At 75.4% G+C, this 22,956-nt stretch carries 19 protein-coding genes; 1 reads left to right on the top strand and 18 read right to left on the bottom strand.

The features are described 5' to 3' along the window. The first annotated feature begins 48 nt into the window (after nt 1-48). On the top strand, nt 49-1,596 hold the full coding sequence (locus NP075_RS07385) for a PucR family transcriptional regulator (protein ID WP_256791666.1): 1,548 nt from the start codon (nt 49-51) through the stop codon (nt 1,594-1,596). Here the strand turns inward: NP075_RS07385 and NP075_RS07380 are convergent. From NP075_RS07380 to NP075_RS07295, 18 genes are all read right to left on the bottom strand, one after another. Continuing rightward, a complete protein-coding gene (locus NP075_RS07380) occupies nt 1,569-2,999 on the bottom strand; it encodes an AMP-binding protein (RefSeq protein ID WP_227565136.1) in 1,431 nt (476 codons plus the stop codon). The two genes, NP075_RS07385 and NP075_RS07380, sit on opposite strands and share 28 nt — an antisense overlap. Beyond that, a complete protein-coding gene (locus NP075_RS07375; RefSeq protein WP_227565137.1) occupies nt 2,986-3,621 on the bottom strand; it encodes a hypothetical protein in 636 nt (211 codons plus the stop codon). Before NP075_RS07375 ends, NP075_RS07380 begins: the two co-directional genes overlap by 14 nt. Further along, complete coding sequence (locus tag NP075_RS07370; protein WP_227565138.1) at nt 3,618-5,414, bottom strand: hypothetical protein; 1,797 nt, start codon at nt 5,412-5,414, stop codon at nt 3,618-3,620. Before NP075_RS07370 ends, NP075_RS07375 begins: the two co-directional genes overlap by 4 nt. Beyond that, nucleotides 5,411-6,358 (bottom strand): serine/threonine-protein kinase, encoded by a 948-nt coding sequence (locus NP075_RS07365; protein WP_227565139.1) that lies wholly within the window; start codon nt 6,356-6,358, stop codon nt 5,411-5,413. Before NP075_RS07365 ends, NP075_RS07370 begins: the two co-directional genes overlap by 4 nt. Beyond that, a complete protein-coding gene (locus NP075_RS07360; RefSeq protein WP_227565140.1) occupies nt 6,334-7,914 on the bottom strand; it encodes a MoxR family ATPase in 1,581 nt (526 codons plus the stop codon). Before NP075_RS07360 ends, NP075_RS07365 begins: the two co-directional genes overlap by 25 nt. Next, nucleotides 7,911-8,963 (bottom strand): AAA family ATPase, encoded by a 1,053-nt coding sequence (locus tag NP075_RS07355; RefSeq protein ID WP_227565141.1) that lies wholly within the window; start codon nt 8,961-8,963, stop codon nt 7,911-7,913. Before NP075_RS07355 ends, NP075_RS07360 begins: the two co-directional genes overlap by 4 nt. Continuing rightward, nucleotides 8,960-9,544, bottom strand: a complete 585-nt coding sequence (gene pnuC, locus NP075_RS07350) for a nicotinamide riboside transporter PnuC (protein ID WP_227565142.1) — start codon at nt 9,542-9,544, stop codon at nt 8,960-8,962. The genes NP075_RS07355 and pnuC overlap by 4 nt, the downstream gene beginning before the upstream one ends. Nucleotides 9,545-9,665: 121 nt before the next feature. Next, nucleotides 9,666-11,486 carry an ABC transporter ATP-binding protein gene (locus tag NP075_RS07345; RefSeq protein ID WP_227565143.1) on the bottom strand — a complete coding sequence of 607 codons (1,821 nt, stop codon included), beginning with the start codon at nt 11,484-11,486 and terminating at the stop codon, nt 9,666-9,668. Then, nucleotides 11,483-13,354 (bottom strand): ABC transporter ATP-binding protein, encoded by a 1,872-nt coding sequence (locus tag NP075_RS07340; RefSeq protein ID WP_256791664.1) that lies wholly within the window; start codon nt 13,352-13,354, stop codon nt 11,483-11,485. The genes NP075_RS07345 and NP075_RS07340 overlap by 4 nt, the downstream gene beginning before the upstream one ends. A 56-nt stretch (nt 13,355-13,410) precedes the next feature. After that, a complete protein-coding gene (locus tag NP075_RS07335; RefSeq protein WP_227565144.1) occupies nt 13,411-14,175 on the bottom strand; it encodes an SDR family oxidoreductase in 765 nt (254 codons plus the stop codon). Nucleotides 14,176-14,238: 63 nt separating this feature from the next. Beyond that, the gene (locus tag NP075_RS07330; RefSeq protein WP_227565145.1) at nt 14,239-15,573 is read right to left on the bottom strand and encodes an aspartate aminotransferase family protein; all 1,335 of its coding nucleotides are present in this window, start codon (nt 15,571-15,573) and stop codon (nt 14,239-14,241) included. 98 nt (nt 15,574-15,671) lie between these two features. Further along, entirely contained in the window at nt 15,672-16,820 is a 1,149-nt protein-coding gene (locus NP075_RS07325) for an ABC transporter substrate-binding protein (protein ID WP_227565146.1), read from the bottom strand. An 85-nt stretch (nt 16,821-16,905) separates the two neighbouring features. Further along, nucleotides 16,906-17,676 carry an ABC transporter permease gene (locus tag NP075_RS07320; protein WP_227565147.1) on the bottom strand — a complete coding sequence of 257 codons (771 nt, stop codon included), beginning with the start codon at nt 17,674-17,676 and terminating at the stop codon, nt 16,906-16,908. Continuing rightward, nucleotides 17,673-18,539: an ABC transporter ATP-binding protein gene (locus NP075_RS07315; RefSeq protein WP_227565148.1), complete on the bottom strand. Its 867-nt coding sequence runs from the start codon at nt 18,537-18,539 to the stop codon at nt 17,673-17,675. Before NP075_RS07315 ends, NP075_RS07320 begins: the two co-directional genes overlap by 4 nt. Continuing rightward, nucleotides 18,536-19,489 (bottom strand): ABC transporter permease, encoded by a 954-nt coding sequence (locus tag NP075_RS07310; RefSeq protein ID WP_227565149.1) that lies wholly within the window; start codon nt 19,487-19,489, stop codon nt 18,536-18,538. The genes NP075_RS07315 and NP075_RS07310 overlap by 4 nt, the downstream gene beginning before the upstream one ends. Further along, nucleotides 19,486-20,544 (bottom strand): TIGR03842 family LLM class F420-dependent oxidoreductase, encoded by a 1,059-nt coding sequence (locus NP075_RS07305; protein ID WP_227565150.1) that lies wholly within the window; start codon nt 20,542-20,544, stop codon nt 19,486-19,488. The genes NP075_RS07310 and NP075_RS07305 overlap by 4 nt, the downstream gene beginning before the upstream one ends. 11 nt (nt 20,545-20,555) lie before the next feature. Then, on the bottom strand, nt 20,556-21,977 hold the full coding sequence (gene hydA, locus NP075_RS07300) for a dihydropyrimidinase (protein ID WP_227565151.1): 1,422 nt from the start codon (nt 21,975-21,977) through the stop codon (nt 20,556-20,558). Nucleotides 21,978-22,002: 25 nt separating this feature from the next. Further along, a complete protein-coding gene (locus NP075_RS07295) occupies nt 22,003-22,851 on the bottom strand; it encodes a nitrilase-related carbon-nitrogen hydrolase (protein WP_227565152.1) in 849 nt (282 codons plus the stop codon). Nucleotides 22,852-22,956: the final 105 nt, after the last annotated feature.

The raw sequence follows: 22,956 nt of genomic DNA, 5'->3' as shown, positions 1-22,956 counted from the left end.
TGGACGGCGTCGGGCGGCCGCGTCGTCCGAAGTGGACAAGGGGCAGCCGTGGCGACACTGACCGTCCGCGAGGTCATGACCCTGGCGCCCCTGCGGGGGACGTACGTGCTGGCGGGTGACTCCGGCATCGACCGGCTGGTCAGCGGTGTCAACGTCATGGAGGTCCCCGACATCGAGCCGTACATCAAGCCCGGTGAGCTGCTCCTCACCACGGCCTACCCCGTGCGGGACCGGCCCGAGAGCCTCGTCGGCCTGCTCCGCCTCCTGCACTCCCGCGGCCTGGCGGCCCTCGCGATCAAGCCGTTGCGGTACGTCGAGCGGTTGCCCGACCGGTTCGCCGAGCTCGCCGACGAGCTCGCGTTCCCGGTGCTCGTCGTGCCCGGTGACACGTCCTTCAACGAGGTCATCACGGCGGTGCTCGGGGTCGTGCTCGCCGAGCACGACCCCGAGCCCGCCCACGACGAGGTGATCCGCGAGCGCCTGACCGGCATCGCGCTGGCCGGCGGCGGCCTGGAGGAGATCGCGCGGACCCTGGCCGGCGCGCTGGACCGCTCGGTCGAGGTCGTGGCCGACGACGCTCTCGTCCTCGGCGGGTCGCCGCAGACACCGGCGGAGGACACGCCGGCCGCGCCGGGGCGACGCACGGTGCGCTGGGAGTTCCCCGTCACCGTGGCCGGCGTACGACGCGGGCACGTGCTCGTCGGCGGGCAGGACGAGCCGTCGCTCGCGCAACGCCGGCTGGTCCGCCAGGCCTGCTTCGCGGCGGGGATGCACATCGCCCAGGCGCTGGCGAGCATCGAGCTCGACCGCCGCCTGCGCGTCGTCTTCCTCGAGGAGCTCGTCACCGCCACCAGCCTGGACGCCGACGCGCTGGAGCAGCGGGCGCGGCTGTTCGGGTGGGACCTCGGGGGGACGTCGACGGTGCTCCTGGCCGCGTGCACCACGGCGCCGTCGGAACGGTCCCTGCAGTCCGCGGCCCGGCGCACGCTGGGAGCGACGGCGGTGGCGTGGCTGCGGGGGACGCAGGTGGTCGCGATCGCGCCGGCGCACGCCCGTGCGGAGGAGGCGTTCCGGGAGGCGCTCGAGCGCGCCGGCGCCGGCCCGACCGTGGTCGCGTCCGGCTGCCCGGCGCCGACGTTGACCGCGCTGCCGGGCAGCCACGCCACGGCCCAGGAGGTCCTGCACATCGCGGGCGTGACCCACCGGTCGACGACCCGCTACGCCGACCTCGGCTTCGAGCGGCTCGTGCTGAGCCTGCCCCCCGACCGGCTGCGAGACTTCGTCGAGGACCAGGTCGGGCCGCTGCTGCGGCACGACCTGCAGGTCGACGGCGACCTGTGCCGCACGCTCGAGGTGTTCCTCGGGCTCGGCAACGCCGCCGAGGCCGCGCGGCGGCTGTTCGTGCACTACAACACGATGAAGCACCGCCTGCAGCGCATCGGTGAGCTCCTCGGTGCCGATCTGCACGACCCCCGGACGCGCACGGCCCTCGCCCTGGCTCTCGAGGCGCACCGGCTGGTCGGACCGTCACCCGCGACGGGCGCCGCAGCCGGGGACGGCCGGCGGGGTCAGGGCAGGTCGAGCGCGCTCGAGTAGCGTGCCGGCTTGCCCTGCCCGAGCGCGCCCACGTCGCCGAGCAGCTCGAGCCCGACGGGTCGGCCCAGCCACTCGCGCACCGCGCGCACCGCCGCTGCGGCCGCCGCGGCGTCGCCCACGGCGCTCAGCCGCACGTCGCCGTCGGCGTCCTGGTGCAGGTGCCACGCGGTGAGCCCCGCGGCCTGCAGCACCTGCGTCGCGTCCACGGACGGGCGGGCGGCGCCGGTCGCGTCGAGGAAGCGCACCGCGGCCCTCCCCTCGAGGTCGAGGAGGACGGGCCGCCCCGCGTCGTCGGTGCCCAGCGCGGCGTGGTCGCCGGTGCGGTACCGCAGCAGCGGCAGGTAGGGGTTCTCGTCGACGGTGACGACGACCTCCCCGCGCCGGCCCGCCGGCAGCGGCCGGCCGGCCGGGTCCAGCACCTCCACGTGCACCCGGCGCGCCACGAGCGCGTGCTCGCGCCCCGCGTCGCACGCGGCCGCCACGGGACCCGTCTCGCGCAGCCCGTACAGGTCGACCAGCGGTGCGGCCCACAGGTCGCGGACCCGGCGGCGCACCGCCGGCGTCACGTGCGTGGCACCGTTGACGACCGCGACCGGACGCACGGCGAGGCCCGCCTCGGCGAGGTCCAGGAGGTGCACCAGCGGCACGCTGCTCGTGCTGACGACCTGCGGGTCGTGCTCCGCGAACCACCGCTCCCGGTCGGCGGGCGTGCGCCACGCGCCGACGTCGAGGTTCACGCGCGCCATGAGGGGCGCCGGGCTCCCGACGGGACGCGGGAACGCCGACATCGCCGACACGTACGTGAACGCCGCACGCTGGTCGACCAGGTTCACCAGCCCGAGGCGCGCCCGGTCGGCCGGCCACGACGCGCCCGCGCCCGTCACCAGCGCGTGCAGCAGCAGCAGGTCCGCGGCGACCGTCCGCGGGTGCAGCGGGACCCGCAGCGCCGCGCCCGTGCTGCCCGAGCTCGTGCCCTGCAGGACCCTGTCGAGGGGCACGTCGAGCGGGACGTGCGCCGCGAGCCCGGTCACGAGGTCGCGCCGCGTCACCGTCGGCAGGTCGCGCAGCGGCGTCGTCGGGCCGCTGCGTCCGTCCCGGGCGGCCGCGCGGTACCGCGGCACGGTGCGGTGCGCCCGCTCGACGAGCGCCGCCACCCAGTCCGGCGGTGACGGGCCGGCACTCGCGGACACCGGCGCCCGGCTCGCGAGGGCCGCGAGATCGGCCGGCTCCAGGCGGTCACCCGTCTCGTGCTGCCAGTGCGGCGCCGCCGGGTGGGCGCGCGCGTCGGCCACCCGTCGCAGGTCGGACTCCGGGAGGGTCGGCCAGCGCTCGCCGTCCGTGAGGGCGAGCGAGCCCATCGGCACGTAGTCCGCCGGCAGCCCGACGCCGTCAGTAGTTGGCATACTGCGCCGCCGCCTCCCGCGCCCGCTGCTCCTCCAGCGCCTTCGCCAGCTCCGCCGCCCGCTGCGCCTCGGCCGCGAGCTCGGCCGCCACGGCGCGCCGGTGCCGCGTGCTCACCACGCGCCACCCGTCCGCGGCGAGCGCCGCGTCCTCCCCCGACGGCAGCAGGCCGAGCACGGCGAGCACCGCCCGCGCGAGCTCCTCCCGGGCCGTCGCGTCGTCGGTCCAGGCAGCCGGCTCGCGCAGCGACCCCAGCTCCTCCGCGACGCGGAGCGCCACGGGGAGCACCAGGCGGCTGAGGCCACCGCAGCGGGTCGCGACGTCCCGCAGCCCGGCATCGGCCAGCAGGCCAGGGTCCAGTGCCACCCACCCGGTCAGCAGCGCGAGCGCCGCGCGGTCCGCGCCACCGAGCCGACCATCGAGGACGCGGAGCTCGTCGACGTCGACGACGCGGCCGTCGAGCAGCACGGCCAGGTCGGCCAGCGCCGCACAGGCGTCGGCGCGCGGGTCGCGCAGCGCCGCCGGGGCGGCCGCCAGGCGGTGCGTCACGACGGCCAGTGCGGGTCCCGGGACCGGCTCGGCCGCGACCACCGGCCGCGGCAGCCGCGCGTCGTCGCCCGTCATCGCCCCTCCCCCCACGTGGTGCGCGCGAACCGGCGCGCGAACTCGACCAGCGCCGCGTCCCCGGTGACGCTGTGCACGTCGTACCCCTCGGGCAGCCACTGCTGCAGCCGCGGCACGGCGCCCGCGGGCACGTCGAGCAGCAAGGACCCGCCGCCACCGGCCGCCTGCACCGCCCGTGTCGCGACGTCCCGCTCCATCCCGGAGCCGACGTCCGGGACCATCGACCGTGCCCCGTCGTCGGACACCACAGCGATGTGCGTGGGGCGCCTGGCCGTCGGACGGCTGGTCCCCTCGCCCAGGTAGGTGCGGCGCAGCAGCCACAGCGGGAAGGACGTCCCGCCGCCGAAGTACGCCACCACGGCGCGCAGCGCGGCGTCCGCGTCCCGCGTGAACCCGCCGGTGCCGGCGACCTGGTGCGGGCCGGACCACGTGGTGGCCTGCACCCGCGCACCGGCCCGCAGCGCCGAGAGCACGAGCACGGCACCGGCCAGGGCCACCCACGAGAACTGCCGCGGGTCCTTCATGGACCCCGAGGAGTCGAGGTACAGGTCGAGGTCCACCGGCTCGCGCCGCGGCTCGACCGGCTCGTCGTCCATGACGTGCCGCCGCACGGTCGTCACGCCCGGCACCACCACCGGCGACGCCGTGACGGTGCCCACCCAGTCCACGTCGGCGACGTCCTCGCCCAGCGACCAGGGCTCCAGCCCGCCGAGCAGCGGGTCGGGGACGCCAGGGCGCGCGGCGCGGCGGAACGGCACCAGGTGGGGCGCCGCCCGCTCGCGGTACCAGGCGACGGCGACGTCCTCGAGGGTCGCCGACGACCCGAGCGCCGCCAGGGTCGCGTGCAGCTCGGGCGGCAGGATGCCGCTGTGCGGCGCCCCCCGGCCGTCGGCACGCCCGGAGCCGTGCTGCGGCGTGCCGGCGTCCGCAGCTCCGGGCGCACTGCCGTCGCCGGGCGCACCGGCGTCGCCGACGTCCGCGGCGTCCCCCACGACCGCGGGGTCCAGCGCCGGGTGCAGGACGTCGGCGCCCAGCGAGTCGTCGTCCGCCACGCCGTACGGCACGCCGTCGAGCGGTGCCTCGTCGCCGCAGGCCAGCGAGCGGGCGCCCGCGAGCGCGCCCTCACCGGTCTCGGGCAGGTCGGTCGCGAGGGACGTGCGCACGAGCGCCGCGAACCCGCCGCTGCCCGCCACGGGGTCGCGCGCGTACGCCCGGACGAGGCGCGAGCACAGCCACGCCGCGTCCTCGCGCACGGGCACCGCCGTCCCGCACAGCTCGTACCGCGGCCTGCCCCACAGCAGCTCGCAGGCGCGCAGCACCAGGGCCATCACCGGGTCGCTCGCACCGCCGAGCGCGCGCCACACGGCGACCAGGTCGGCACCGCCCGTGCGCTGCAACCGGTCGTTGATCAGCAGGTCGCACCACAGGTTGGCGACCAGCGGCACGAGGTCGTCCCGGTCGACCAGGCCCGCGCGCACGCGTGCCGCGATCCGCACGCGGGTGCGGCCGTCCGCCGGCGCCAGGACGTGGTGGCCGACCTCGTGCGCGAGCACGGCCACGGCGTGGTCCTCGAGCCCCAGGCGCGCGACCTGCGCGAGGTCGACGTTCACCTCGACGGTGCTGGAGTCGTACCAGGCGAACGACGGGACGGCCGGGACGGGGCCGGTGTGCAGCCGAGGCGCGTGCATCCGCGTCGTGCGGCCCCACGCGCCCAGCGCGTCGGGCCACGCGGCACGCCACGGGTCGACCAGCGCCGCCGCCGCCCGTGACAGGTCCGGGCCCGCGGCGGTCACGCGGCGGCCCCCCGTCGCACCACGTCGAGCGTGCACGAGTGCGCCCGGGCGACCAGGAGAACGTCCCCGTCGTCGGCGGGCACCGCGCCCGTCACCTCGTCGTCCCAGGGCACGGGCAGGACGCGCGGGTCCGCGGTCGGCGGCGTACCGACCGGCGACGGCTCGTCCGCGAGGCCGACGAGGGCCGAGCCGTGCACGTCCGCGACCACCGCCGCCACCGTCCCGTCGACGAGGACCAGCCACCCGGTCGGCCCGCCGGCGGCGACGCGCGGCACCTGCACCCACGGCCCGCCCCAGCCGGCGAACCCGCCGATCCGCTGCACGACGCCCGGGCCCTCGGGACGGTCGGGCCACCACCACCGGTCGTCCCGGTGCCGCGCGAGGACGTCGCCGACGGTCGCGGCGGGGACGTCGAGCAGGGAGGCCACCTCGGGGTGCGGCAGGCTCAGCGCCGCGTCCAGCGCCGCCTGGCGGTACCGGACCAGCCCGCACCGCCACGCGGCGACGAGGAGCGAGGGCCGCACGTCGGCCGCCGTCGCCGGCACACGGGCCGCGGCGAGCCGGTCGGCCCACGCGTCCAGCACGCCGGCGCGCGCGACGCCGCGGGACGACGCGAGCAGCGCCGGGACCGCGTCGTCGGGCCACGCGCGGACCCAGGCCGCCAGGCGGGGCACCACCCGCAGCACGACCCCCCGCGGGACCGCGGCGGCGTGCCAGCGCCCGCGCGCCGCGAGCCCCAGCGTGGCGCGCACCACGGGCAGCCCGGCGCGGGGATCGTCGCCGAGCGCCGCCAGCACGGGTTCCAGGTCGCTCAGGGCCGCGCGCGCCGTCGCCGCGTCGACTCCCCACCCGGCCGCGTCGCGGAGCCACGGGTCGACCACCGCCGCGTGCTCCCGGACGAGGGCCGCGACGCGCGCGGTCACGTCGACTCCCAGCGCAGCCACCGCAGGTAGGAGGAGTACCGCTGGTGCGCGTACTTCAGGGCCAGCGCGTCGTCGTACATGTCGCCGTGCAGCTTGACGCGCTGCCAGCCGGACAGGATGCGCTCGATCGTGGACAGCCGCGCGAGGACCGTCTGCTCCTCGACACCGTCCAGCCCGGCCGCCAGCTCGGCCAGGACGTCACCGACCGGGTCGTCGTCGTCCAGGCCGGCGGCGTCGTACTGGAGGCACGCCGAGTCGAAGATCTCCCGCAGCCACGACACGCGGTCGGTGCGCAGCGCCTCGCGCTCGGGGTCGTCGAAGGCGGGGGCGTCGAGGTCCGGCTGCAGCTTGTCGTGCAGCACGAACGGCAGGACCGCCCGCAGGTCGTCGAGGTCGACCTGCGCGGAGCCGCGGAAGTACGCCATCGCCTTCGCGTACAGGACCAGGGACTGCAGCGCGCGCACGGACAGCCCGTTGAGGGTCTGCGCGCCCACGTCGTCCCGGCGGTCGCGGCCGTCGTCCGCCGCCATGAGGTCGTGCGGGTCGGCGCCCGCGAGGCGCGCCGTGTCCTTGGTGCGGTACTCCAGCTGCCGGCCGGCGCGCTCCAGCAGCTCGAGCTGCGCCGCGAAGAACTCGAGCCGGCGCCGCACGGGGGTGGGCAGCGGCACGGCGAGGACCTCGCGGTGCAGCCGGTCGTGCTCCTCGGCGTCGAAGACGATGCCGGGGGGCACGTTCTCCTCCGGTCGCACCCCGCGCTCGGCGCGCGCCACCAGGTCCCCGACGAACCGGGAGTTGAAGGCGAGCGCCTTGACGACCACGTCGATCCGGTCACGGAGCGCGTCGACGACCTGGTACGTGCCCCCGCCGGCGTCGTCGTTGGCCGTGAGGTACCACGCCGAGGCCCCCGTCTCGTACACCTGGTCGAACACCTCGACGTACCCGTCGGCCAGCACCGTGAGCAGCGCGGACTGCGTCCGCGTGGGGATCCGGTTGTACTCGTCGACGATCTTCACCCGCATGCCGAGCCAGGCGCGCCACGCGACGTCGACGTCCGCCAGCCGCTCCGCGTTCACCAGGTCGCGCGGCAGCGGGGTCCCGAACATGTCCTGGACCGTCAGCTGCGGGTGGCCGTGCTGCATCGCGCGGCGCACGTCCCGCACCGGGTAGCCCGCGATGACGCCCATGAGGACCGCCGACGCGGTCTTGCCGCGCCCGGGCCCGCCGACGAGCAGGCAGCGTCCCCGGACGGCGAACGTCAGCAGCGGCAGCAGGACGAACGAGGAGTAGGACTGGTCCGTCGGCAGGTGGACCGCGGCCCGCGAGTCCCCCAGGCGGTACGACGTGCGGGGCTGCCCGGGCACGGAGAACTCCACGTCGTAGTGAGGGCTGATCACCGCGTGGTTGACCATCCAGAAGTACGCCTGGCGCAGCTTCTCGTCCAGGCGCGGGCCCGTGGTCTCGGCGGGCCCGTGCTCGTCGGCGAACAGGTGCGCCGCGTCGAGGCCGACGTGGGCGGCGCCGGCGACGCCCGCCCGGGTGGGTGCCTGGGAGACCTGCTGCAGGTCGCGCTCGCTCACCGCGCGAGTGTGGCACGGTCGCCGTTGACCTGCGGCAACGGGTCCGCGAGGTCACGCGGGCGGCGCAACAGGTCGTCGACGAGCCGGACGGCCGCGGCGCGCCGCTCGGCCCGGGAGCCGCGCAGCTCGACCCACGGCACACCGTCCGTGGCGCTGCGCCGCGCCAGCTCCTCGCGGAACCGCTGCTGCATCGCGTGCCGCACGTGCTCGCCGTCGCGCCAGCCGTCCTGCACGAACGGGATCTCGTCGCCCGTCAGCAGGTAGAGGTCCGGGACGCGGCCGGCCGCGAGCGCCGCCACCGTGCCCGACGGGTGCCCCACGTAGCGCTCGTGCCAGATCGCGGTCGCCGTCACGTCCGTGTCGCAGACGACCAGCGGTCGCGGGGTGCACCGGGCGGCGGTGTCCTCGCGGTGCGCCTGCTCGCGCGCGACGAGGTCGAACTCCGCCGTGTGCCACGGCGCGTCGAGCCCGCCGGGGCGCACGGTCGTCCACTCGCGGCCGAACTCCGCCACGGCCGGCAGCCCGTAGTGCGCGGTCAGGTCCTGCGCCAGCGTGGTCGTGCCGGTGGACTCCGCCCCGGTGACCACGACCCGGCGGACGAACCACGCGCGCACCGCCGCGGGCAGCGCCCACCAGTACCGGGCGGGGTCGGCACGCACGGCGGTCCCGGACACGGGCAGGTCGCGGCGCCCGGGGTCGACCTGGTGCCACCGTGCGCCGAGCCGCCGCGCGAGCTCCGCACCGTAGGAGTCCGACGTGACGACCAGGTCGACGGGCGCGTCGAGCAGGCCGCGGATCACACCGGTGTGCGCGTCCCAGGCCCCGGGGTCCGCGTAGTCGACGGGGTGGTCGTCCAGGCCGTGCACGACGCGCACCCCGGGCAGCTCCTCGCGCAGCCACGCGGCGCGCACCTCGCCCGGCAGCGACTCCGCGCTCGACGCGAGCACCTGCACGGTCACCCGCGTGCAGCGCGCCTGGGCCGCGCGCACGAGCGCGAGGTGGCCGGCGTGCGGCGGGTAGAACTTGCCGATGACCAGGCCGTGCGTCACGCGGGGACCGCCGCCGGCTGCGGCGCCGCGCGCAGGTCGCGGGACCACCGGCGCCAGCCCTGCACGCACAGCGCGATGAACAGCACGTACAGCGCGGCGGTCAGGTACAGCCCCAGGCTCACGTACAGCGCGACGAGCAGGACGTCGGTGACGATCCAGACCGCCCACGACCCGAGCCACTTGCGCCCGAGCATCAGCTGCGCGACGAGGCTCAGCGACGTGGTCACCGCATCCGGCCAGGGCTGCACCGACTCCGCCGTGCGGGTCAGCAGCGCGGCGATCGCGACGGTCAGGACGACGACGGCGGCCACCGCGACCGGCCAGACCCAGCGGGGGGTGCGGCGGACCGGCAGGCGTCCCGCGTCGTCACCGCCGCGGACCCACCAGTACCAGCCGAGCACTGCGAGCACGAGGTACACGACCTGCAGACCCGCGTTTGCCAGGATCCCCGACTGCCAGAACAGCAGCGCGTACACCACGTTGTTCGCGATGCCCACCGGGAAGTTCGCGACGTGCTGCCGGGTCGCCAGCCACACGCACACCGCCCCGGTCACGAACCCGACGATCTCGACCCATCCCACGGGGCGTCACGCTAACCACACCGCCGACCGTGCGGCCGGTGGACGCGCCGCGACGACTGCGGTGCACCACCGACGCCCCGACCTGCGCGGACGCCCCTGGGCACCGGCCGCGGCCTGCGGGTCAGGCGCTGCGCAGCGAGTCCTGCCACTGGGCGTGCAGCGTGGCGAACCGCCCGCCGCCGGCCACGAGCGTGTCAGGGCTGCCGTCCTCGACGACCCGCCCGGCGTCGACCACGAGGACGCGGTCCGCGTGCATGACCGTCGACAGCCGGTGGGCGATCACCACGGCGGTCCGGCCGGTGAGCAGCGTGCGCAGACCGTCCTGGACGAGCTGCTCGCCGGGGATGTCGAGCGAGCTCGTCGCCTCGTCGAGCACCAGGACGGCGGGGTCGGCGAGGAACGCGCGCGCGAACGACACCAGCTGACGCTGCCCCGCGGACAGCCGCACGCCGCGCGTGTCGACGTCGGTGTCGTAGCCGTCCGGCAGCGAGGCCAGCAGGTCGTGGACGCCGACGGCGCGTGCCGCCTGCTCGATCTCCTCACGGGTGGCGCCCGGGCGGCCCAGGGCGATGTTGGCGGCCACCGAGCCGGAGAACAGGTACGCCTCCTGCGTCACCATGACCATCGCGCGGCGCAGGTCGCCCGGGTCGACGTCGCGCAGGTCCACGCCGTCGAGGAGGACCGCCCCCTCGCGCGGGTCGTAGAACCGGGCGAGCAGCTTGGCGACGGTCGACTTGCCCGCACCGGTCTCCCCCACGAGCGCGACCGTCTGACCGGGCGGCACGTGCAGGTCGAGGTGCGGCAGCACGGTCGGACCGTCGCCGTACCCGAACTCCACGGCGTCCAGGCGCAGGTCGCCGCGGGGCTGCGGCAGGCGCACCGCGCGCACCGGCTCGGGGACGGTCGGCTCCTGCGCGAGCAGCCCCGACAGCTTCTCCAGCGCCGCCGTCGCGGACTGGAAGGAGTTGTAGAACATGCCGATCTGCGCGAGGGGCGCGAAGAACCGCCGCGCGTACAGCACGGCGGCGACCAGCACGCCGACGTCGAGCGCCCCGTCCAGCACGCGCAGGCCACCCACGAGGAGCACCGCGGCGACCGTGACGTTGCCGATCAGCACGAGCCCGGTGTCGAAGACGCCGTTCACGCGGATGGCCTCGGCGTTCGCGGCCCGGTACTCCTCGGCCTCCTCGTCGTACACCGCGGCGACCTCGCGCTCGCGGCGGAACGCCTGGACGGCGCGGATGCCGGTCATCGTCTCGACGAACCGCACGATGACGCGCGCCGCCGCCGTGCGCGAGCGCCGGTACTGCGACTGCGAGCGCACCTGGAACCACCGGGTCAGGACGATGCCGGGCACGACTGCGACCAGCAGCACCAGCCCGCTGCGCCAGTCCAGCGCCGCGAGGCCGACGGCCGTGAAGACCATGGCGAGCCCGCCGGCGGCCAGCGTCGTGACGCCGCCGTCCAGCAGCTCGCGCAGCGCGTCGAGGTCGGAGGTCTGGCGCGAGATGATGCGGCCGGACGTGTAGCGCTCGTGGAACTCCAGGCTCAGCCGCTGCGTGTGGCGGAAGACGCGGCGGCGCAGGTCCAGCAGCACCGCCTGGCTCACGGTGGCGGCCGCGCGGACCGTGGCGGCGGTGAACACGCCCGCGACCAGGGCCGTGAGCGCGTAGCCGCCCGCGACCGCCAGCAGCGGTCCGGCGTCGCCGTCGCGCAGCGCGGGGATGCCCCGGTCGATCCCGAGGGCGACCAGCGCCGGGCCGGCCACGAGCGCGAGCTGCGCCACCACGACGACGAGCGCCGTGAGCCACGCCCGGCGCGCGACGGGACGCAGCAGCGACGCGAGCAGCGCGAGCGACCGGCGGCGGACCTCGCGCGGTCCGGCGTCGTCGTGCTCGTCGGGCGGCGGTGCCGCGGGACGGCCCGGGGCGGTGGTGGTCATCGGTGCACCCCCTGCGGGACGTCGCGTGGCACGGCGGCCGGGCCGCCGACCTCCGTGGCGGCCTCGTCGCCCTCGCCGGCGGGATCGTCGCCCTCGGCCGTGAGCACGTACCGGTAGTGCGGGTGCGTCGCGAGCAGGTCCGTGTGACGTCCGACCCCCGTGATGCGCCCGTCCTCCAGCACCGCCACCCGGTCGGCCAGCGCCACGGTCGAGGTCCGGTGCGCGACGACGAGGGTCGTGGTGTCCCGCAGCACGCGCCGCAGCCCGTCGGTCACCTCGGCCTCGGTGGCGACGTCGAGCGCCGAGAGCGGGTCGTCGAGCACCAGCACCCGCGGCCGCCCCGCGATGGCGCGCGCCAGGGCGACGCGCTGCCGCTGCCCGCCGGACAGGCTCAGCCCCTCCTCGCCGATGACCGTGTCGACGCCGTGGGGCAGGCGGTGCACGAACCCCGCGCGGGCGACGTCGAGCGCCACGCGCACGGCCTCGTCGCTCTCCTCAGGGCTCATCGCCGCCAGCCTCTCGGCGGGGACCCCCATCAGCACGTTGTCCCGCACCGACGCGGAGAACAGGATCGGGTCCTCGAACGCCACGGCGACCGCACCGCGCAGGTCGTGCCGGGTCACGTCGCGCACGTCGACGCCGTCGACGAGCACCGCGCCGCCCGTGACGTCGTACAGCCGCGGGACGAGCTGCAGCAGCGTCGTCTTCCCGCTGCCGGTGAGCCCGACGAGCGCCATGGTCTCGCCCGGCTCCAGCACGAGGTCCACGCCGCGCAGCACCTCGCGCGTCGTGGTGCCGTGCGCGAACCGCACGTCGCGCAGCTCGACGCGGGTGCCGCCCGCGGGCGCCGGCGGGAGCGCGACGGGCCGCTCGGGGTCGGCCAGGGCGGGGGCGGTGTCCATCACCTCGAGGAAGCGGTCGGTCCCGGCGCGCGCGTCGAGCGTCATCGCGAGCAGGTGCCCGAGGCTCTCCACGGGCCGGGTCATGACGGCCGCCGTCGCGAAGAACGCGACGAGCCCGCCCACGCTCACGCGGTCGGTCGCCGCCAGCCACACCCCGAGGCCGAGCGCGACCGCCAGGGTCGTCTCCGGGATCCACGTGAGCGCGAACGACATGCGCGACTGCGCGCGGGCCTTGTCGAGCTCGGTGTCCCGCAGCTCGTCCGCCTGGCGCGCGAAGTCCTCGAGGGCGTCGTCGCCGCGCCCGAACGCCTTGAGGACGCGGATGCCGTGCACGGACTCCTCGACGCTCGTCGCCAGGTCGCCGGCCTGGTCGCGGGCACGCCGCGCGACGACCCGGTAGTCCTGCCGGAAGCGGAAGCCCAGCAGGATCACCGGGACGGCTCCCAGCAGGTACACCAGGCCCAGCAGCGGGCTGGTGACCAGCATGAGCACCGCGCCGACCAGCACGGTCGTGGACGACACGACCAGCTGCACGAGGCCGAAGACCATCCACCGGCGCACGGTGTGCAGGTCCCCCATCGAGCGCTGCAGCAGCTGCCCGCCCGACCAGCGGTCGTGCAGCGCGACCGGCAGGTCCAGGAGGTGGCGGAACAGGTCCGTCCGCATCGTCCGCTCGACGCCCGTCCCGGGCGTGGCGATCAGCGCGCGGCGGCACCACACGAGCACGGCCTCGAGGACACCGAGCAGGAGCACGAGCAGCGCCCCCTGCACGACCGCCGTCCGCGAGCCCTCGGTCAGGAGCGGGCCGTTGACGAGACCGCGCATCACCTGCGGGACCGCGAGCGCGATGAGGCTGGCCACGAGGGTGGCGCTGCCGCCCAGGAGGACGCGGGGCACCGCGGGGCGGGCCCAGCGCACGAGACGCAGGAGCGCGCGCGTCGTCGACACGTCAGTTGCCGGGGGCACCAGGTCAGCCTAGGTCCCGGCACCGACACCGCACCCCGGCGTCCACGCGTGGCGCGTCAGACGCCCGTGCGTGCGGTCGTCGTGTTGTTCGCCTGCGCGCGCGGGCGCACCACCAGCAGGTCGACGTTGACGTGCGCAGGTCGCGACAGGCTCCACGCGATCGTGTCGGCGACGTCGTCGGCGACGAGCGGCTGGTACCCCTCGTACACCTGGGCGGCGCGCTGCGCATCGCCCCCGAAGCGCACGAGCGAGAACTCCTCCGTCGCGACCGCGCCCGGGGCGACCTCGATCACCCGGATCGGCTCCCCGACCAGCTCCCAGCGCAGCGTCGTCGCGAGCATCCGCTCGGCGTGCTTCACGCCGGTGTACCCCGCGCCGCCGGGGTACGGCCCGTGACCGGCCGTCGAGGTGACGACCAGCACGTCCCCGGCACCGCGCTCGCGCAGCAGCGGGAGCACGCCCTGGGTCACGCGCAGCGTGCCGAGCACGTTGAGCTCGTACATCGCACGCCAACCGTCGAGGTCCGCCTCCTCGACGGTGTCGAGGCCGAACGCACCGCCGGCGTTGTTGACGACGGCGTCGAGGCCGCCGGTCGCGCGCACGTGCGCGAGCAGCGCGGAGACGTCCTCGTCCACCGTCACGTCCGCCACGAACGTGTCGGCACCCGTCTCCTCGGCGAGCGCCGCGAGCCGGTCGGCGCGGCGGGCGGTCGCCACGACGTCCCAGCCGTCGGCGCGCAGGCGGCGGACCGTCGCGCCGCCGATCCCGGACGAGGCGCCCGTGACGAGCGCGCGGCGGGGACGGTCGGTGGACGTGGTCATGCGCTCTCCTGGGGTCGGTGGTGGGACGAGGATGGCACGGGCCTCTCTCGCGGTCCGGTCGCGTCAGCGCGTGGCGGTGACCTCCGTCAGCGCCTCGTCGAGGACCGCCAGGCCGCGGCGTGCCTCGTCCGGCGTGACGACGCACGGCGGCACGACGTGCACCCGGTTCTCGGCGACGAACGGCAGCAGCCCGCGGGCCAGGCACGCGGCCTTGAGGGCGCCGACGACCGACGCCGGGGCGGGCGTCCGGGTGTCGCGGTCGGTGACCAGCTCGACGGCCCAGAACACGCCGGTGCCGCGCACCTCACCCACCAGGGGCTGCCGGGACGCGAGCTCCGCGAGGCCCGGCCCGAGCACGTCGCGGCCGATCGCGGCGGCGTTCTCGACGACGCCCTCGTCCTCCATCGCGCCGATCGTCGCGACGATCGCGGCCATCGCCAGGGGGTGCCCCGAGTACGTGAGGCCACCGGGGAATACCCGCTCGTCGAACGTCGCGGCGATCCGCGAGCTGATGAGCACACCGCCGGCAGGGACGTAGCCGGAGTTGACGCCCTTGGCGAACGTCACCAGGTCGGGCACGACGTCGTGCTGGTCGAACGCGAACCACGACCCGGTGCGGCCGAACCCGGCCATGACCTCGTCGAGGACCAGCACGATGCCGTACCGGTCCGCGATCTCGCGCACGCCCGCCAGGTACCCGTCGGGCGGCACCAGGACGCCGGCGGTGCCGGGCACGGTCTCCAGGAGGATCGCCGCGACCGAGTCCGCGCCCTCGCTCTGCACGACGCGCTCGAGGTGGTGCAGCGCACGCGCGCACTCCTCCTGCGGCGTCGTCGCCCAGAACTCCGTGCGGTACAGGTACGGGCCGAACGCGTGGACGTGACCGCGCGCGTACTCGTTGGGCACCCGCCGCCAGTCGCCGGTGGCCACGACGGCGGCTCCGGTGTTGCCGTGGTACGACCGGTAGTGCGACACGACCTTGTCGCGCCCGGTGTGCAGGCGGGCCAGCCGGATCGCGTTCTCGACCGCGTCGGCGCCCGCGTTCGTGAAGAAGACCTTCGTCAGGGCGTCCGGCACGTGGGCGAGGATCGCCTCGGCCGCCCGTCCGCGCGTGAGGTTCGCGGTGGCCGGCGCGACCGTGGCCAGCACCGACGCCTGCTCGCGGATCGCGTCGACGACCCGCGGGTGCTGGTGCCCGATGTTCGTGTTGACCAGCTGGCTCGAGAAGTCGAGGTACCGGTGCCCGGCGTGGTCCCACACCGTCGAGCCGGACCCGCCGGCGACCACGAACGGCGCGACGTGCGCCTGCGCGGACCAGGAGTGGAAGACGTGCGCCCGGTCGAGCGCGATCGCCTCCGCGTCGAGCGTGAGGCCGTCTGCCGCGGTGCGTGCTGCCATGTCGGTGCTCCAGGGTCGCTCGGGCGTACGTCGTCGTCACGCCACGGTCGATCCTGGGACGCCGGCGGACCGGCGTCCCAGGACCTTCGGGTCGCGGGTCAGCTGCCGCCCTCGGCCAGCTCCACCTCGAGGGGCTCGAAGTCGGCGCCCGACGTGTCGACCCCCTCCTCGGCCAGCTCGGCCAGGGCCTGCTCGACGTACTCGGTCGTGTACGCCGTCGTGGGCGGCGGCGTCGTGATGATGGTCGCACCGGTCTCGTTGTGCGTCTTCGTCGCCAGCTCGACCGTCCGGTCCCACGCGGCCGGGTCGACGACCCCGACGCCCCGGGTCGACGGCCAGAGGAGCTTGTTCACCTCGTTGGTCATCCACAGCTGGTGCGACGTGCCGAGCGTGGAGCCGGCGGCCGTCACGATCTCGGCGGCCTCCTGCGGGTTGTCCCGCGCGTACACCCATCCCTTGAGGGACGCCTTGAGGAACTTGACGGTGGTCTCGCGGTACTGCTCGTCGTCGGCGAGGCGGCCCGCGTCGGCCCAGACCGCGTCCTGCAGCATCGCGACGCCCTCGTCGTTCCAGTCGATGACCGTGAAGTCCTCGGGCGTGTACAGCTGCCCGGTGTCCGGGTCCACGGTCTCCAGGAGCTGCGCGTACTCGTTGTAGGTCATGGCCTGCGCGGCGTCGATGTCGCCGCTGAGCAGGCCCAGCATGTCGAACGCCTGCGTGACGAGCTGGAAGTCCTCGACGCCCGCCTGGTTGAGGCCGGCGAACAGCTCCCACTCGTTGCCGTACCCCCACGAGCCGACGGTCCTGCCCTCGAGGTCGGCGACCGTCTCGATGCCGGAGTCGGCGAACGCGACCTGCAGCGTCGCGGACCGCTCGAAGACCTGGGCGACGTGCGTGATGTCCGCGCCCTGCTCGATCGACCCGAGCACCTTGGGCACCCAGGCGATCGCGTAGTCGACCTCGCCGGCCGCGAGGGCGTCCTGCGGCACGACGTCGCCGCCCGACGGCAGGATCTCCACGTCGAGCCCCTCGTCCGCGTAGTACCCCTGGTCCACGGCCGCGTAGTAGCCGGAGAACTGGGCCTGCGTGAGCCACTGGAGCTGCAGCGTGACGGGCGTGAGGTCACCGGCCGCGGCGGTCCCGTCCCCCGTCGCCGCTGCCTCGTCGGTGCTCGAGCACGCCGCCAGCACCAGCCCTGCGGCGGCGAGCGCCGCCAGGGGCGCCCCCCAGCGCGTCATGGTCCTCATGTCGTCTCCTCTCGTCGGACGTGCGGTGTCGGTGCGGGGGTCGGCGTCCCGGGGACCGCCGGTCGAGGACGTGCGCGCGCCGGCCTCACCGGCCGGCGCGACGCGTGACGACGTGCTCGGCAGCCACCGTGACGCCGTGGAACAGCAGGCCGACGACGACGCCGCCGAGCACGTACGCCCAGGCCCGGGCGTAGTTGGAGCCGGCGGCAGCGGTCGTGATGAACGACCCGATGCCCGAGCGGGGCCCGCCGAAGTACTCGGCGACGATCGCGGAGATCACGGCGAGCGACGACGCCATGCGCAGCCCCGTGAACAGGTACGGGACGGCCGTGGGGATCGTCACGGTGCGGGCGGCCCGCACGCGCGGGACGGCCAGCGCGCGCATGAGGTCGCGGTGCACGGGCCGGACCTGGCGCAGCCCCCGCAGCGTCGTGACGTGCACGGGGACGAGCACCGCGAGCGCGGCGACGATGACGCGGGCCTGCTCGGAGCCGGCGCCGTACATCGCGTACAGCACGGGGGCCAGCGCGACGATCGGCACGACGGCCAGCGCCGCGACCAGCGGCTCGGTCAGCGCGTCGACGACACGGACGAGGCCGGCCGCGACCGCGAGCAGCACCCCCAGCGCGGACCCGAGCAGGAGGCCGGCCGCGGCGTTCGTGCCGGTGACGCGCGCGGCCGACGCGATCGGCCCGAGGTACGTGACCAGCTCGTCGAGGATCGCCGCCGGCCCGGGCAGCACGAACGCGGGCACGTCACCGAGCACGACGAGCGCGTGCCACGCCCCGACGAGGGCCGCGAGGAGCACGACCGGCGGCAGGACCTGCCGGAGCAGGCCGGCGGACGCGGCGGTCACGGCGCGTCCGCCGCGCGTCGGGTGCCGTCGCGGCGCAGCGCGTCGCGGACCTCGGCGACGGCTGCGACGAACGCCGCGTCGGTCCGCAGGTCGTCGCCCACGTCGTCGGGCCCCGCCGCGGCGCCGGAGCGGTCGATCGCGACCTCGACGACGTCCCGGATCCGGCCCGGGCGCGGCGACATGACCACGACGCGGTCGGACAGGAACACGGCCTCGGGGATCGAGTGGGTGACGAACACGACGGCCGCGCGCGTCTCGGCGCGGATGCGCAGCAGCTGGGCCTGCAGGTGCTCGCGCGTCATCTCGTCCAGCGCGCCGAACGGCTCGTCCATCAGCAGCAGCGACGGCGAGTCGGCCAGGGCGCGGGCGATGGCCACGCGCTGCTGCATGCCGCCCGACAGCTGGTCGGGGTGGTGGTCGGCGAAGTCGCTCAGGCCGACGAGCGCGAGCAGCTCGTCGGCGCGCTCGCGCCGTCCGGCCCGCCCGGTGCCCGCGAGCGCGAGGGGCAGCTCGACGTTGGCCCGCACCGTGCGCCAGGGCAGCAGCCCTGCCTGCTGGAACGCGATGCCGTAGTCGCGCGCGAGACGCGCCTCGCGGGCGCTGCGGCCGAACACGCGCACGCTGCCCGACGTCGGCTCGTCGAGGTCCGCGACCAGCCGCAGGAGGGTCGACTTGCCGCAGCCCGACGGGCCGATGAGCGAGACGAGCTCGCCGGCGGCGACCGTGAGGTCGACGTCCTGCAGCGCCACGACCTCGCGGGACCGGCCGCCGAACACCCGCCCCACGGCGGTGACCTCGACGGCCGCCGCCCCGCGGGCACGCGTGCCGACCGGTCCGACGGACGACGTCGGCGCGGCGCTCACGAGGCCACCTCCACGCGGCGGTAGCGGCGCAGCGCGCGTCCCAGCAGGGCCACGAGACCCGCGGCGACCAGGCCGAGCAGGACCGCGCCGAGGATCGGCGCCCACGGCTTGGGCGGGTCGCTCGCGGCGAAGTTGGCGAACTCGAGGATCGTCCGCCCCAGCCCGCCCGGCAGCCCCGTGGCGACCTCCGCGACGACCGTTCCGACGACCGCGTTCGCGGCGGCCAGCCGCAGCGCGGGCAGCAGGTACGGCACGGCGGCGGGCAGCCGCAGGCGCAGCAGGGTGCTCCCCCACCCCGCGCCGTAGGAGCGCAGGAGCTCGACGTGGATCGCGTCGGGCGACTGCAGGCCGCGCAGCATGCCGACCGCCACGGGGAAGAACGCGAGGTAGCTCGCGATGACCGCGACGGACATCCACGGCTGCCACGCGAACGCACCGAGCTCGAGCTGCCCGCCCCAGGACCGCACGAGCGGTGCGAGCGCGATGAGGGGGACGGTCTGCGACAGCACGACCAGGGGCAGCACCGCGGCCTCGACCACCCGGACCCGCTGCATCGCGACCGCCAGCACGGCACCCACGAGCACGCCGATGGTCCACCCCACCAGCGCGACACCGAAGGAGGCCGCGGCCGCCCGCAGCACCGCCAGCCACAGCACGTCGGCACCCGTCGCGCCGGACACCGGCGCGGTCAGGCGGGTGAGCACCTGCCACGTGTGCGGCATGGCCAGGTCGGTCGTGCGGGGCAGCACGCGGTCCTCGCCGAGCGCCCACCCCTGCTCCGGGCCCAGCCACTTGTACAGCTCCCACAGCGCGACGACGGCGAGCACCGACGCGACCGCGACGAGCGGCCGCGCGCGCAGCAGCCGCGCGGGCAGGGTCGCAGGTGCCGCGGCGGTGCGGGGTGGCGCGGCCGGGATCGCGGTCGACGCCGGGACCGTGGCCGCGCTCATGCGGTGGCCCGCGCGGGAGTGCTGGTCGCCGTCGCGACGACGTGCTCGGCCATCGCGGGGATCACGCGCTCGCCGTAGAGCCGCAGCGTCTCCTCCTTGGCGTCGTGCTGCAGGTACACGGCGAACTGGTCGCACCCGAGCGCCTGCAGCTCCCGCAGCCGCTCGACGTGCTCGTGGGGCGACCCGAGCAGGCAGAACCGCTCGACGATCTCGTCGGGGACGAACGCGGCGTGCGTGCTGCCGGCGCGGCCGTGCTCGTTGTAGTCGTACCCCTCGCGGTCGCGGACGTAGTCGGTCAGCGCCTGCGGGATCGCCGAGGCGGTGCCGTAGCGGCGGACGATGTCGGCGACGTGGTTGCCGACCATCCCCCCGAACCAGCGGCACTGCTCGCGCATGTGCGCACGGTCGGCCGGTGACGCGCCGTCGCCGACGTACGCCGGCGCCGCGACGCAGATCCTGACGTCCCCGGGGTCCCGTCCCGCCGCCTCGGCGGAGTCGCGCACGGCCCGGACCATCCACCGCGCGACGTCGGGGTCGGCCAGCTGCAGGATGAAGCCGTCCCCGACCTGACCGGTGAGCTCCAGGGCCCGCGGCCCGTAGGCGGCGACCCAGACCTCGAGGGTCGACCCCGTCGACCACGGGAACCGCACGGTGCGCGGGCCCAGGTCGGCAGGCCGGTCGTTCGCCAGCTCGCGGATGACGTGCACGGCCTCGCGCAGCGTCGCGAGGTCTGACGGGCGGCCGTTGAGCGTCCGGACCGCCGAGTCGCCGCGGCCGATGCCGCAGACGGTGCGGTTGCCGTACATCTCGTTCAGCGTCGCGAACAGCGACGCGAGGACCGTCCAGTCGCGGGTGGCCGGGTTGGTCACCATCGGCCCGACCACGACCTTGCGGGTCGCCGCGAGGATCGCGGAGTAGATGACGAACGGCTCCTGCCACAGCAGGTGGGAGTCGAACGTCCACACGTGCGAGAACCCGTGGGTCTCGGCCTGCCGGGCGAGGTCGACCGTGCGCCAGGCCGGGGGGTTCGTCTGCAGGACGACGCCGAAGTCCATCGCGCTGCCCCTCAGACCAGGTACTGCGACAGGTCGCGCCGCAGGTAGCGCCCGTGCCCGGGGCGGCCGTGGTAGCCGTCGGCGTCGACGAGGACCTCGCCCCGGGACATCACGAGGTCGACGTGCCCGTCGACCTCGACCCCCTCCCAGGCGGAGTGGTCCATGTTCATGTGGTGCGTGGCCCCGACGCCGATGGACGTGTGCCCCGCCGGGTCGTAGACGACGAGGTCGGCGTCGGCGCCGGGTGCGACGACGCCCTTGCGCCCGTACAGCCCGAACATCCGCGCGGGCGTCGTCGAGGTGATCTCGACCCACCGTTCCAGGGTGATCTCCCCCGTCACGACGCCCTGGTACATGAGGTCCATGCGGTGCTCCACCGACCCGATGCCGTTGGGGATCGCCCGGAAGTCGTCGACGCCGAGCTCCTTCTGGCCCTTGAAGCAGAACGGGCAGTGGTCCGTGGACACCATCTGCACGTCGTTGGTGCGCAGGGCCCGCCACATGTGCTCCTGGTGCCCCTCGGCGCGGGCACGCAGGGGCGTCGAGCACACCCACTTCGCGCCCTCGAAGCCGGGGGCGCCGAGCTGCTCCTCCAGCGAGAGGTACAGGTACTGCGGGCACGTCTCGCCGAAGACGTTCCTGCCGGCGTCCCGCGCCCACGCGAGCTGCTGCACGGCCTGCTTGGCGGACACGTGGACGACGTACAGGGGCGCGCGCGTGACGTCGGCCAGCATGATCGCGCGGTGCGTGGCCTCCTCCTCGAGCTGCCACGCGCGGGCGACGCCGTGAAAGTACGGGCCGGTCCTCCCCTGCTCGACGAGCTGGGCGGCGAGCACGTCGATCGCCGGCCCGTTCTCGGCGTGCATCATCGTCAGCAGCCCCAGCTCGGCCGCCTGCTGCATGGCGCGCAGGATCTGCGCGTCGTCGGCGTAGAACACGCCGGGGTACGCCATGAACAGCTTGTAGCTCGTGATGCCCTCGTCCACGAGGGTCGCCATGGCCTTCAGGGAGTCGTCGTCGACGCCACCGATGATCTGGTGGAACGCGTAGTCCACCGCGCAGCGCCCCGCCGCCTTGGCGTGCCACGCGGCGAGCCCGTCCTGGACGCGCTCGCCCGCGCGCTGCACCGCGAAGTCGATGATCGTCGTCGTGCCTCCCCACGCGGCGGCTCGCGTGCCGGTCTCGAAGGTGTCCGACGCCGCGGTGCCGCCGAACGGGAGCTCCATGTGGGTGTGGGCGTCGACGCCGCCGGGCACGACGTACCGGCCGGTGGCGTCGAGGACCCGGTCGACGGACGCCGCGAGGTCGTGGCCGAGCAGCGTCGAGCCGGGTGCCAGGACGGCGGCGACGGTCTCGCCGTCGACGAGCACGTCGGCCGCGACCCGGCCGGTGGCCGACACGACCGTGCCGCCGCGGATGAGCGTGGTGGGCATGGGGCTCCTTCCTCGGGACGTGCGGTCAGGGGGCGACGATCGGCGCGTAGGCGTCGGGCCGGCGGTCGCGGAAGAACTGCCAGCGCTCGCGCACCTCGCGGACCTTGTCGAGGTCGAGGTCGCGGACGAGGAGCTGGTTCTCGCTCGACGACCCGACCTCCCCGACGTAGCTCCCGTCGGGTCCCACCGCGTACGACGAGCCGTAGAAGTCCACGGCCTCGTCGCCGTACTCGTTGTCCTCGAGCCCCACCCTGTTGTTGGCGACGACGTAGTACCCGTTGGCGACGGCGGCCGCCGGCTGCTCGATCTCCCAGAGCCGGTTGGAGATGCCGGGCGCGGTGGCGTTCGGGTTGAAGACGATCTGCGCCCCGTGGAGGGCCAGCACGCGCCAGCCCTCCGGGAAGTGCCGGTCGTAGCAGATGTTGACGCCGATGCGCCCGGCCGCGGTGTCGAACACCGGGTACCCGAGGTTGCCGGGGCGGAAGTAGAACTTCTCCCAGAACTTGGGCAGGTGCGGGATGTGGTGCTTGCGGTACCGGCCGAGCACGGTGCCGTCCGCGTCGATGACGACGGCGGTGTTGTACAGGACCCCGGGCTGGTCCTCCTCGTAGATCGGCAGCACGACGACGATGCCGAGGTCGGCGGCCAGCGCGCTGAAGCGCTGCGTGGTCGGGCCGGGCACGGGCTCGGCGTAGTCGTAGTACGCCGTGTCCTGCGTGATGCCGAAGTACGGGCCGTAGAACAGCTCCTGGAACGCGATGACCTGCGCACCCGCGGAGGCCGCCTCGCGCGTCCAGTCCTCGTGGAGGCGGATCATCGACTCCTTGTCCCCGGTCCAGGTGGCCTGGGTGAAGGCGACGCGCACGACGGTCATGGGTCCTCCGGTGTCACGAGCGGCGGCCGGCACGGGGGCGCTGTGCGCCTGCCGCCGGGTTGGGACGTGACTGTCCGGCTTGGACATTTCGGCGGCGTCACGGGT

This window comes from Cellulomonas wangsupingiae, assembly GCF_024508275.1.
GTDB classification, from domain to species: Bacteria; Actinomycetota; Actinomycetes; order Actinomycetales; family Cellulomonadaceae; genus Cellulomonas; species Cellulomonas wangsupingiae.
This window is presented reverse-complemented; position numbering and strand designations above follow the sequence as displayed.